Source organism: Scytonema hankhaensis NUACC26 (assembly GCF_045865695.1).
Lineage (GTDB): Bacteria > Cyanobacteriota > Cyanobacteriia > Cyanobacteriales > Nostocaceae > Scytonema.
The window spans coordinates 1-12,590 of sequence record NZ_BAACAP010000236.1 but is presented as its reverse complement, the minus strand read 5'-3'; the positions used below and the strand labels follow the sequence as shown (position 1 = coordinate 12,590).

Below are 12,590 nucleotides of genomic sequence, written 5' to 3'. Positions count from 1 at the left end.
TTTTCAATTGTCCGGGAGGTTAAATCGATAACCCATACCGTAGACAGTTTTAATCCAATCTGCTGCACCAACCAACTGCAAACGTTGGCGCAACTTGCGTACTAAGACGGTTAAAGCATTGCTTTCCGGTTCCGAACCCCACTCCCACAATGCTTCTTCAATCTGCTCGCGGGTTAAGACTTGATTGCAATGACGCATCAAGTACTCTAGCAATTGAGCTTCCCGTGGTGATAATTCCACACTTACTTGATTCCGTTCAACAGTTAATTGACTCAGGTGCAATTGTAAATCAGCAACACGGAGGATATCTCCCTGCCAACTGGGCGATCGCCTCGACAGCGCACGTACCCGCGCTAATAGTTCCACCAAGTCAGCAGGTTTGACAAGATAATCATCTGCTCCTGCATCTAAACCTGTGACTTTATCCGGGGTGGTATCTTTGGCTGTGAGCATCAGCACGGGTGCAGTTTTGCCAAGAAGTCGATATTGACGACACAGACTCAACCCACTCACGGTGGGCAACATCCAGTCCAAAATTAATAGATCGTACTCTTTTTTGGACAATAACCACTGTGCAATTTCTCCGTCTTCAACACCATCCACTATATATCCAGCTTCCGATAGCACACCTTGTAATGGCTCTAATTGTTCTGGGTCGTCTTCTACCAGTAATATCCGCATAAAGTATTTTGGTTTTAGCAAGCGAAGTAAGTAGGATTACCTGCTTCTTTCATAATATAAAAACCCAATTTACGCAATTCTTCCATTAGTAATATTCTAGCGCGAAAATGTTGGTAATGTTTCGCTCTTGTGGTATGCTCCTCTCACTTGCAGCCTGGAAAGTACCTCTTAAAACGAGAAGTTTCAAAAGCTCATCACTGATAATTAATCGTGCATTTAGTTATTCACCTCACAACACAAGCTTTTCAAAATTTAGCAAAACAAAACATTTTGCGAGCTAGCTCTTAGGTATAATATGGCATCAAGTGTTGCCACCGGGTAAATATATGCGTCTTTCCCTCCATCGGAGATTAATGTCTGGGTTGGTGGTGATTGGGGCGTATGTCAGTTTTTTCATGGAATATGCTACTGCCCAAATTATACCTGACAATACATTAGGTACTGAATCGTCTGTCATTACCCCGAACGTTAGTGTTCGGGAACTCCCGGCCAGTATAATTCAGGGCGGGGCGCTCAGAGGTGTAAACCTGTTCCACAGTTTCCAAGAGTTTAATGTGGGGGAAGGTCAGCGAGTATACTTTGCTAATCCCAGTGGAATTGAAAATATTCTCAGTCGCATTACCGGAACTAACCCTTCAAAGATTTTAGGAACTTTGGGGGTAAACGGTGGGGCAAATCTGTTCCTGCTCAACCCTAATGGTATTATTTTTGGTGCCAATGCGCGGCTGGATGTAGCTGGTTCCTTTTTTGCAAGTACAGCAAGCCATTTTATCTTTCCTGATGGTAGCAAATTTAGTGCCACGAATCCCCAAGCACCGCCATTGCTGATAGTAAATCTCAAGCCAGGATTACAGTATGGGACGAGTCCACAAGGCGCAACCATTTCTAGTACCGGAAATTTAACAACGGGACAGGATTTGACGTTGGTGGCTGACAGGCTTGAGTTGCAAGGTCAACTGCGCTCGGGAAGGGACTTGACCCTGCAAGCACGGGATACGTTACAAATTCGAGATACTGTCGCTGCTCCCTTCATTGCTACAGCGAAAGGTCAAATGGTGATTCAAGGCGATCGCGAAGTTGATATTTCTGCCATTAATCATCAAAACAGCGGTTTCTTCTCTGGAAAAGATATGGTGCTGCGTGCCAATAAAATTGAAGGCGATGCTCACTATTTTAGTGGAGGAAATTTCAGAATTGAGCAGTTAAATGGTAGTTTGGGGAATTTATTCAGCCCCTTCGACCCTATTGTGCATGCCAGTGGCAATGTTAGCTTAAATAGCTACACAGGAGCATCACTGCATATTTTAGCAGGGGGAAGTGTAACTATAACCGGAGATGTTACGATCGCGCGTCCAGATACAACCGGAGATGCACTCGTCGAGAATGTACTGTTATCGGACGGTAAGACTTCAGTAACAATCAATGGCAATACTCAACAGACACTGGATATTAGAGCGGGGACAACAGCATTTGGGACTACCGGGATTGCGGGAGCAACCGATGGTTTCTCACCACTTCCGGAAACAGGTGGGCGTAGTAGTGGAAACATTTCTATCGGCGGTACAGTTATAAATTCAGGAGGAGCAGTCTTTTTAACAAACCAGTATCAACCAAATCCAACTCTTTCTGGAGGAACAATAAGTACTCAAGGGATCTACACAAGTACTGACTTGCGAGAGAGTTATGGGGGCAACATTACTATTGATGCTCGAAGCGGTATTAGTACTGGTAACTTAAACACCTCTTCTGCCTCTCCCTTTGCTCCCTCTGGTAGTGGAGGCGCGATTAGATTGCTAGCTGCTAATGGCAACATTAATGCAGGTAGTATAGACTCTTACTCTGGCTTTCCCGCTTACTTGGCTGAAGCAACAAATATTTCTGGCGATGGAGGTAATGTTAGCCTTCAAGCTATTAACGGCAGTATCACTACAAAGAATATAGACACTTCCACTTCTTCAAGTTCCCTTTCTTTATCTTCTCCCTTACCTACTTCTTCTGGAAATGGAGGTAGTATAAACATTGATGCCAATGATAATATCAGCACTGGCGGGTTAACAACTGATTCATTTACACAAGTTTCCTCATCAGCAGTTTCATCGACTTCTGGGGTTGGCGGATTAATTAGGCGAACCTCTCTCCGATAACACCCAGTATCCCAGTGGGATATTCACGCAAACTTCTGTTGGGTCTACTGGCAATGCGGGAAACTTGTCGATCGAAGCAGGACAACTGATGATTCGCGATCTCTCAGCGATCGCCGCCACTACATTTGGTACGGGAAACGCAGGTAAGATTTCTGTGCGGGCAAAAGGCGACATCTCTATTAGCAACGGCTCTATCCTCAGTGGAGTAGCTCCAGGAGCAGTAGGTGATAGCGGGACGATCGATCTCCAAAGTCGTTCGTTTTTGTTAACCTCAGGAAGTGTTGTGCAAACGCAGACTCTTGGACGTGGGAATGCTGGAAATATTCGGGTACAGGTAGCTGACTCATTCTTATCAAGGGATAACGCACAAATCCGTGGCAGTGTGGAACCAGGAGCTACAGGAAATGGAGGTGAGATTAAAATAGGGGCGCGATCGCTCTCATTATCCAATGGTGCTCAGGTTGTTACCAGTACGGCAGGCTCTGGAAAAGCCGGTGATATTACACTTAACGTATTAGAAGACATTTTTCTTTCTGGTAAGAATACTGGATTACTCGCCAGCACTAAGGCATCTGTTAGCACAAGTAATCGCGTTGCGGCAAAAGAAGATGGTGAGGCTGGTTCGCTCCTTGACTCTGCTCAAGATTTGTCCACCCAACCAGGTACAATTATCACCAGCATCTCAGGAAAACTGAGTAACGATAATGATGTTGATTTATACAAAATTTTCCTAGCTGGCGATCGGACTTTCTCAGCAACCACCATTGGTGGAACTGAAGTAGATACCCGGTTGTTTCTGTTCGATGCTAGCGGTAGGGGAATTTATGGCAATGATGCGGGTGGAAGGAGTCCTCAATCTACTTTGCCAGCAAATGATTTGTTGACTCCCTCTAACTCTGGTGTTTACTACCTGGCAATTTCTAGTTCGGATAACCTTCCTTATAGCGACAGGGGGAACATCTTCAATAACGGTGCTGGCGTTCTTGCTCCACTTCTGGACGCGGAGGGTTACCGCCCAGTCCAACCGAGCTGTTAATGGGTGATGATGTACTGGCAGACTGGGTAAAGCTGGATGAGGAAACAGCAGGAGAACAAAGGACAAGGGAAGCAAGAGAAAACATCTCCCCATCCTCAATTGTAGAGGCACAGGGCTGGGCGCTCGATACTCGTGGAAATGTAATTTTGTTTGCTCAAACGCCAAGTGTAAATCTCTACCAGCCCTTGTTTACTCCCTCATCCTGTCACAGTCACAAACCAATGCATAAGTCATAAAAAATGACATCAATCTTGTGGAACGGGCGTCCCCGCCCGTCTTAGTCACAAACCAATGCGTAAGTCATAAAAAAATGACAGAGGCTTTGACGCGAAAATGTTGGTAATATTCTGCTCTTATGCTAAACTTCTCTCACTCAAAACCGGAAAATCCATTAATTAAAATCTATGCATCGTCTTGCAACTACACCAGGAGGTTGGAATCCGTCTGTAGAAGGCGTAGTGTTCATCGAACAGCAAAGAGCACCTATTGTCCTGATTACAGCTGCAGATACGGACATTCAAACTCTATCTGTCGCTGTGACTCAACTCCCCTCTGAATTTCCACAGTTACGGGTTGTCAATCTGCTACAACTCCAGCAACAACTGACAATTGATACTTATGCTGAAGATGTATTAAGTGCAGCCGAAATTATTATTGTACGGTTACTTGGCGGTCGTGCTTATTGGAGTTACGGATTAGAAGTTGTCGAACAAACGGTTCAGCAGACAGGGGCTAAATTAATTGTCTTACCAGGAGACGAACGACCCGACCCAAATTTAATCGGTCACTCTAATGTTTCTTTAATAGAAGCTAATCGGATATGGCAGTATTTCAATGAGGGTGGTACGGAAAATTATCTTAATAGTCTGAAATTTGTCGCGACAACTTTCCTTGGTTGTACCTATACTTTTAATCCACCCCAGCCAGTCCCTCGTGTCGGAATATATTCGCCACGCGATCGCATTATTTACGAGCAACAAGAGAATAATTTCACATCTCCACACAAACTAGATCCACAATCTGGTGTTATTGGCATTATCTTTTATCGAGCGCATTATTTAGCTGGAAATACAGCAGCCATTGATGCACTTTGTCAAGCTTTAGCACAAAGAAATCTCACAGCAGTTCCTATTTTTGTCTCTTCCCTGAGAGAGCCAGATGTTCAAGCAGAGTTGTTAAAATATTGCAGTCAAAATACCGAGCTCTTATTAAATACAACGAGTTTTTCTCTAGCAAAATTAGAAGCAGAAACGCCACAAGTAGAACTTTGGGAACAATTAGATGTCCCAGTGTTACAAGTCATTCTCAGTGGTAGCAGTCGCGAACAGTGGGAATCTAGCTCGTCTGGACTTACACCAAGAGATGTAGCGATGAATGTTGCTTTACCGGAAGTAGATGGCAGAATTATTACAAGAGCAGTCTCTTTCAAAGCAGTACAAACTCAAAACCCTCTACTACAAACTGATATTGTTACCTACGAACCCGTTGCTTCTCGGATTGAATTTGTAGCAGACTTGGCTGCAAATTGGGTAAAATTACGACACACTCCACCACAAAATCGCAAAATTGCCTTGATATTAGCTAATTATCCCAATCGTGATGGACGGTTAGCTAATGGTGTGGGATTGGATACACCAGCAAGTTGCATAGAAATTCTAAAGGCTTTACAGTTAGCGGGGTATTATGTGGATAATATTCCCAATACGGGAGAGGAATTAATTCAATTATTAACAACTGGTGTCACTAACGACTTAGAGGGATATCCATTCCGAAACGTGCGACAATCTTTGTCTTTACAGAAGTATCTAGAACATTTTCATAGCTTACCTGAAGCAGTACAAGAAGGAATAAAAAATCGTTGGGGTTTCCCTGAAGAGACTGATTCATTCCCCGTTCCTGGTATACAGTTGGGTAATATCTTTGTTGGAATACAACCAGCACGGGGTTACGATCGCGATCCATCTTTGAATTATCACGCATCTGACTTAGAGCCTCCCCACAGCTATGTGGCTTTTTATCATTGGCTCGTCAAGTATTTTGGTGCAAATGCGATCGTTCATGTTGGCAAACATGGTAATTTGGAATGGTTACCAGGCAAAAGTGTAGCACTTTCTGAAAATTGCTATCCCGAAGCAGTCTTGGGAGCAATTCCTCATCTATATCCTTTTATTGTCAACGATCCGGGAGAAGGTTCCCAAGCCAAAAGACGTTCTCAAGCAGTCATTATCGACCATTTAACTCCCCCCATGACTCGTGCGGAATTATATGGCGGTTTAAACTCTTTAGAAGGATTGATTGATGAGTATTATGAAGCTCAAAGTTTAGAGCCATCACGATTACCCGCAATTAGCGATCGCATCACTCAATTGATTGAGCAAGAAAATCTCCATCAAGATTTGGGAATAGATATTTCCTGTTTTGATAAAACTACTCTTTACTCATTTCTGAACGCGGCTGATGGTTATCTTTGTGAATTAAAAGAAGCTCAAATTCGTGATGGGTTGCACATTTTTGGTCGATGTCCATCAGGAGAACAATTACGAGATTTAATTGTTGCTATTGCCAGAAATCCTGGTGTTGGTAGATTGGGGTTAACGAGGGCGACCGCAAAGGATTGGCAATTAGATTTTGACCCTTTAACTGTAGATTTTAGTCAAAGATTTGAGATTACCCCACCCCAACCCTCCCCTTGTAAAGGGGAGGGAGCCGAAGTTTCCCCCCTTTACAAGGGGGGATTAAGGGGGGTAAAAAACTGCCGAATTACAGGTGATGTTATTCAAGTCATTGAAAATTATGCATCAGACTTAGTAACTTATCTAATTGAAACCAAAGAAATACCTCAAAGCGGTGAAGCAACAACTCAAGAGTTAAAATGGATTCAAAATTATCTCCTAAAAGCACTCAAACAAACAGAGAAAGAGATTATTAATTTATTAAGAGGATTAGATGGTAAATATGTCGCGAGTGGTGCATCTGGCGCTCCAACCAGGGGAAGACCAGAAGTGTTACCCACAGGACGGAATTTTTACTCTGTCGATATTCGTGCTATTCCCACAGAAACTGCATGGGATGTAGGTCGTCAAGCAGCAGAAACATTAATAGAAAGATATACCCAAGAACACGGAGAATATCCTCAAACATTAGGTTTATCTGTTTGGGGAACCTCTACCATGCGAACAGGAGGAGATGATATTGCGGAAGCTTTGGCATTATTAGGAGTTAAACCCGTTTGGGATGGTATATCTAGAAGAGTTGTAGATTTTGAAATTTTACCTCCTTCAATTTTAGGTCGTCCGCGTGTGGATGTGACTTTAAGAATTTCCGGTTTTTTCCGCGACGCTTTCCCTAATTTAATGGATTTGTTCGATAGTGCTGTCACTGCTGTTGCTAATTTAGATGAGCCTGAAGATATAAATCCCTTGGCTGCTAAAGTGAAAACAGAAACAGAGTTTTGGCAAACCCAAGGATTAACAGCAGAACAAGCAAAAGCGCGATCGCTCTATCGAATTTTTGGTTCAAAACCGAGTGCTTATGGTGCTGGATTACAAGGTTTAATTGAATCGCAAAACTGGACAAACGAAGACGATCTAGCTCGTGCTTATATTAATTGGAGTGCTTACGCCTACAGCCGTAAAGTTGAGGGGAAATTTGCACCAGAAGCTTTTACCCAAAGGTTGCACAACATGCAAATCGTCTTGCAGAACCAAGATAATCGAGAGCACGATCTATTAGACTCTGATGATTACTATCAATTTCAAGGTGGTTTAACTGTTGCTGTCAAATCAGTTTCCAGAGAAGCTCCCGTCACTTATTTTGGTGACAATTCTCGTACTCAACAGCCAAAAGTCCGCAAGCTTACAGAAGAAATAACTCGCGTTTATCGCTCCAGAGTTGTGAATCCAAAATGGATTGCAGGAGCCATGCGTCACGGTTATAAAGGAGCCTTTGAAATGGCAGCAACCCTAGATTATTTATTTGCCTTTGATGCTACGACTAACTGTGTTGCTGATTTCATGTATCAAGGAATAGCTGAGGCTTATTTATTTGATGACAAAGTTCAACAATTTATTCAACAAAATAATCCTTGGGTATTGCGGGATATGGCAGAAAGATTATTAGAGGCTCACCAACGAGGTTTGTGGGAGAATGTGTCAGGAGAAATTATTGATAAATTGCGTTGTTTAGTCAATGAAGCAGAAGGGGTAATTGAAAGTCAGTTTTAAATTGCACTGTCTTGCACTTTCTTCAGGTAGTGTAGATTATAATTAAGAGTCTACACTCAGGTTGCATACTCAAAACTACAAATGTAGTTGGAGTAATAAATTTTATGTCCGAGAAGTATACACATAGTAGTAAGTAGGAAGAAACTAATGACATTGCCAGAATTGCAAAAACAAGCGTTAAAATTACCAATTGATAAACGTTGGCAGTTAGTGCAAACTTTGCTCGAATCACTAAAGCAAGAAACTAACCCAGTGCAGAAGAAAGGAAATTTGTCTAGGTTACGAGGTATTGCTAAAAATGTTACCCTATCCGATGATGAAAGCATTACAGAAGATTATGTGTATTATCTCACTGAGAAATATAAATAATGAAAGCATTAATTGATACAAATATTGTTCTTGATTTTCTGCAAGAAAGACAGCCTTTTGTGGAAGATGCTGCGCTACTTTTCGAGAGGGTTGATACTGGTGAGGTTGAAGGGTTTATTGCAGCAACAACAATCACCAATATTTATTATATCGTTCGCAGAGCCGCAGGTTTGCAAGCTGCTCAAAATGCAATTACTCAAGTATTGACTGATTTACGCATTTGTGCGATTGACAGAAGTATTTTGGAACAAGCGCTTGCGTTAAATTTTCGAGATTTTGAGGATGCGGTACAGTTTGCTTCTGGAATAGCGAACGGGGTGGATATAATTGTAACTCGTGATGCATCTGGTTTTGTAAATGCAGAAATTCCAGTAATGTCACCCAAAGAATTCAACGAAACATTAGATAGTAAATAAACTTAGATACTTTCATAAAATACAAAAGAAGAATCCTTACCTGATGACAATACTAATTTAATTTACAAATTAGGGCTGTGGTTAAATTTACGGAGACCGTCACATGGGTTTTACTGACGTATACTGAGAGAGCTTTTTTACAAAATACCCGACTTTTCAAACACCCTCTAAATGTTTCTCTCCTGACTCTTGACTCCTGTCTCCTAACTTTGCTTATCTAAACAGTAGTAATTTACGCTAAAACTATGTATGAGGCTTTATAGTATTTTCACTGCCGTCTACCGTCGTTGGCTGGCGATTCTACTGGCTTTAACGACCGCGATTGCACTCATTAGCTGCAACTTAGTTAGCCTAAAAACTGCACCCGCCTCAGTATCCCAATTGGTTTTCAGTTCTCCAATCTTTCCCAAGACTTTTAACCCGGCTCTTGCCCAAGCGGAAGCCGATACTTTAAACTTCACCTCTGAGGGGCTAGTAGGAGAAAATAGTCAGGGGGGAGTTGAACCATATCTCGCCGAAGCTTGGGAAATTTCAGAAAATAGTCAAAGGATTATTTTTACTTTGAGAAAAGGTCTTCGATGGTCAGATGGAGTAGCTTTAACGGCAGATGATGTGTTGTTCACTTACAACGACGTTTACCTTAATGAAGCTATTCCTACAGATGCTAGAGATTTGCTAAAAATTGGTAAAAATCAAGCCTTACCTACTATACGAAAGCTTGACGAACTGCGAGTTGAGTTCTCCTTACCCGAACCATTTACCCCATTCCTTCGCACAACCAGGTTGCCAATACTACCAGAGCACGCTTTGAAGGAATCAGTTAATACAAAAGACGCTGAGGGCAAACCGAAATTTCTCTCAACTTGGGGTATAGATACTCCGCCAGAAAAAATTATTGTTAATGGTCCTTACAAGATAGAGGCTTTCACCGCGAGCGAACGGATAATTTTCCGAAAGAATCCTTATTATTGGCGAAAAGATGCCCAAGGCAATTCTCAGCCTTATATTAAGCGCGTGATTCGGCAAATTGTTGACAATACCGGTACTTCTTTGATACAGTTTCGCTCTGGCGGATTACATTATATAGATGTACCTTCTGAATATTTTTCTTTACTGAAGCGTGAAGAAAAGCGAGGTAAATTCACTATTTATAATGGTGGTTCGAGTGGATTTATGACTTTTGTTAGTTTTAACCTCAACAAAGGAATTAGGAACGGTAAACCAATTGTTGACCCAATCAAATCCCGCTGGTTCAATACACTCGAATTTAGACAAGCAATTGCGTATGCAATCGATCGTCAGCAAATGCTTAACAATATCTTTAGGGGATTGGGTAACTTACAAAATTCTTCGTTTCCTGTACAAAGCCCCGAATATCTTTCTCCTAAAGAAGGTTTAAAAGTATATGACTACAACCCTCAAAAAGCCAAAGAATTGCTTGTAAAAGCAGGTTTTAAATACACTAGTACAGGACAGTTATTAGATTCTGAAGGAAATTTGGTGCGTTTTACCTTAATGACGAATGCTGGCAACAAAATCCGCGAGCCAATGGCAGCACAGATTAAACGAAATTTGAGTCAAATTGGTATTCAAGTTGATTTGAATCCCCTGGCGAATAGCCTCTTTCTAGATAAAATCTTTAATTCTTGGGATTGGGAATTTCTTTTGTTTGGTAATAGTGCTACTATGGAACCGAATGATTTGGCTAATGTTTGGTTACCTGAAAGTAGTTGGCACTATTTTAACAGAAAACCTTCAAAAGGGCAGCCGTTGATAGTGGGGCACGAAGTAGCAGAATGGGAGCAGAAAATTGGCGATCTCTATATTCAAGGGGCGAGGGAATTGGACGCAGTAAAGCGTAAAGCTATCTATGCAGAAACTCAACGGATTGCTCAGGAATATCTGCCATTTATCTATATAGTTAACCCTTTCGCTATGGCAGCAGTGCGAAATCATATTCATAATATAAAATTTTCTGCTGTGGCAGGGGCATTCTGGAATGTTTACGAACTGAAACTCAAGTGAGTCGGCGCGATTGGAGAAGACGTCAGATATATATTTGTCAGTCAAGATAGTCAACCAAAAACTTAAGTGGTATCATTGTCAGAAGTTAAGTCAAGCAATGTATAGAATGCAAAATTTGTTAGCCAGAAATTTACCAGCTTGGATTCAACCAGTCTATATACTTCTCTTGCAAATTCTACACTGTCGCAGTGGATGAAAATGGTAATTGCCAAAGTCAATTCCATGCAACTTGTTATATTCAAGCTGGTTAAACGTATATCTATTTTTCATGAAAATTTATGACTCATTAACTAGCTGAAAAAAAAGAAATTTGTCCACAATAATTTTTGTTTATTTCCAGATATGCCAACTCAAGTTATTCAAGAAAAATCATTAACAAATACTTCTTCAGCTTTTACTCAATTTTGGCAAGATGTAAAAGTAGTCGCTGGACCTTACTGGTATCCTACAGAAGTAGGAGGAAGAGCATTTTCAGACGTGATTCGTGCATGGGGAATGCTCGTTTTCTTAATTATATTAATAATAGCACTGGTAAGTGCAACTGTTTTTAGTAGCTTTATGAATCGTTATTTACTCGATATTGTTATTGTCGAGAAAGATTTGACTAAGTTCTGGAAATTTTTGATTCTTTACGGCATTGCCCTGACCTTAGTAACGCTCTTGGTAGGATTGTCTAAAAATATTAGAAAATTAATTTCTCTTGATTGGTATCAATGGCTAAATCATCAGATTTTATCAAAATATTTAAAGGAGCAAGCTTATTATAAAATAAATTTCTCTACCGATATAGATAATCCCGATCAACGTTTATCTCAAGAAATTGAACCCATTGCCAGTAATGCTCTCAGTTTTTCAGCTACTTTTTTAGAAAAAGTGTTACAAATGATAGCATTTCTAATAATTCTTTGGTCAATTTCTCAACAAGTTGCAGTGATTTTAGTTTGTTATACTGTCATAGGCAATTTAATCGCTGTTTATTTAAATCAAGAATTGAATAAAATTAACCAAGAAGAACTTGATGCTAAAGGTGACTACACCTACTGCTTGACTCATGTTCGCAATCATGCTGAATCCATAGCCTTCTTTAGTGGAGAAAAGCAAGAATTAAATATTATTCAGCGTCGATTTCATCATTTGATAACAGTGAGTCGGCAGAAAATAAACTGGGAGAAAAATAAAGATATTTTTAATAGAGGATATCAAGCTGTTATTCAAATATTCCCTTTTATAGTATTTGGACCTGCAGATATTAGAGGTGAAATAGAATTTGGAGAAATTACTCTAGCCGCTACATCTTGTCATTTATTTGCTACTGCTTTAGGACAATTAATAGAGGAGTTTGGCACTTCTGGCAGCTTTTCCAGTTATGTTGAGCGTTTATCTGAGTTTTCAAATGCCGTAGAAGCAGTGATTAAACAACCCAAAAATGTGAGTACTATTAAAACAATAGAAGAGAATCATTTCGCTTTTGAGAATCTCACCTTACAAACACCCAACTATGAGCAGGTAATTGTCGAAAACTTGTCATTGTCAGTTCAGCCTGGAGAAGGTTTATTGATTGTGGGACCAAGTGGTCGAGGTAAAAGTTCTCTATTGAGAGCGCTCGCTGGGTTATGGAATGCAGGGACTGGTCGTCTGGTGCGACCTTCCCTAGAATCCGTATTATTTTTACCCCAACGTCCTTATATAATCTTAG

The 12,590-nt window shown here is 40.9% G+C and carries 9 protein-coding genes; 8 read left to right on the top strand and 1 reads right to left on the bottom strand.

Translation table 11 applies throughout. From position 1 onward, the window contains the following. Nucleotides 1-3 precede the first annotated feature (3 nt). Nucleotides 4-681, bottom strand: coding sequence for a two-component system response regulator RppA (gene rppA / locus ACKTT2_RS37780; protein WP_407896114.1), 678 nt, complete (start codon nucleotides 679-681; stop codon nucleotides 4-6). A 353-nt stretch (nucleotides 682-1,034) separates the two neighbouring features. Between rppA and ACKTT2_RS37775 the strand changes: the two genes are divergently transcribed. The 8 genes from ACKTT2_RS37775 to ACKTT2_RS37740 all read left to right on the top strand — a co-directional run. After that, complete coding sequence (locus ACKTT2_RS37775) at nucleotides 1,035-2,825, top strand: filamentous hemagglutinin N-terminal domain-containing protein (protein WP_500691415.1); 1,791 nt, start codon at nucleotides 1,035-1,037, stop codon at nucleotides 2,823-2,825. Nucleotides 2,826-2,889: 64 nt separating this feature from the next. Continuing rightward, nucleotides 2,890-3,861, top strand: a complete 972-nt coding sequence (locus ACKTT2_RS37770; RefSeq protein ID WP_407896112.1) for a DVUA0089 family protein — start codon at nucleotides 2,890-2,892, stop codon at nucleotides 3,859-3,861. Further along, nucleotides 3,861-4,097 carry a hypothetical protein gene (locus tag ACKTT2_RS37765; protein WP_407896111.1) on the top strand — a complete coding sequence of 79 codons (237 nt, stop codon included), beginning with the start codon at nucleotides 3,861-3,863 and terminating at the stop codon, nucleotides 4,095-4,097. Before ACKTT2_RS37770 ends, ACKTT2_RS37765 begins: the two co-directional genes overlap by 1 nt. A 168-nt stretch (nucleotides 4,098-4,265) precedes the next feature. Next, the gene (gene cobN / locus ACKTT2_RS37760) at nucleotides 4,266-8,084 is read left to right on the top strand and encodes a cobaltochelatase subunit CobN (protein WP_407896110.1); all 3,819 of its coding nucleotides are present in this window, start codon (nucleotides 4,266-4,268) and stop codon (nucleotides 8,082-8,084) included. 147 nt (nucleotides 8,085-8,231) lie between these two features. Then, a complete protein-coding gene (locus tag ACKTT2_RS37755) occupies nucleotides 8,232-8,453 on the top strand; it encodes a hypothetical protein (RefSeq protein WP_407896109.1) in 222 nt (73 codons plus the stop codon). Continuing rightward, complete coding sequence (locus ACKTT2_RS37750) at nucleotides 8,453-8,869, top strand: type II toxin-antitoxin system VapC family toxin (protein ID WP_407896108.1); 417 nt, start codon at nucleotides 8,453-8,455, stop codon at nucleotides 8,867-8,869. Before ACKTT2_RS37755 ends, ACKTT2_RS37750 begins: the two co-directional genes overlap by 1 nt. A gap of 249 nt (nucleotides 8,870-9,118) precedes the next feature. After that, nucleotides 9,119-10,894: an ABC transporter substrate-binding protein gene (locus ACKTT2_RS37745; RefSeq protein ID WP_407896107.1), complete on the top strand. Its 1,776-nt coding sequence runs from the start codon at nucleotides 9,119-9,121 to the stop codon at nucleotides 10,892-10,894. Between the two features lie 342 nt (nucleotides 10,895-11,236). Next, a partial coding sequence (locus tag ACKTT2_RS37740; RefSeq protein ID WP_407896106.1) for an ABC transporter ATP-binding protein/permease occupies nucleotides 11,237-12,590 on the top strand: 1,354 nt, incomplete at its 3' end.

Bases quoted from the DNA above. Each gene is read 5' to 3' on its own strand.
- rppA (WP_407896114.1), bottom strand. From the start codon at position 681: ATGCGGATATTACTGGTAGAAGACGACCCAGAACAATTAGAGCCATTA.
- ACKTT2_RS37775 (WP_500691415.1), top strand. From the start codon at position 1,035: ATGTCTGGGTTGGTGGTGATTGGGGCGTATGTCAGTTTTTTCATGGAA.
- ACKTT2_RS37765 (WP_407896111.1), top strand. From the start codon at position 3,861: ATGGGTGATGATGTACTGGCAGACTGGGTAAAGCTGGATGAGGAAACA.
- cobN (WP_407896110.1), top strand. From the start codon at position 4,266: ATGCATCGTCTTGCAACTACACCAGGAGGTTGGAATCCGTCTGTAGAA.
- ACKTT2_RS37755 (WP_407896109.1), top strand. From the start codon at position 8,232: ATGACATTGCCAGAATTGCAAAAACAAGCGTTAAAATTACCAATTGAT.
- ACKTT2_RS37750 (WP_407896108.1), top strand. From the start codon at position 8,453: ATGAAAGCATTAATTGATACAAATATTGTTCTTGATTTTCTGCAAGAA.
- ACKTT2_RS37745 (WP_407896107.1), top strand. From the start codon at position 9,119: ATGAGGCTTTATAGTATTTTCACTGCCGTCTACCGTCGTTGGCTGGCG.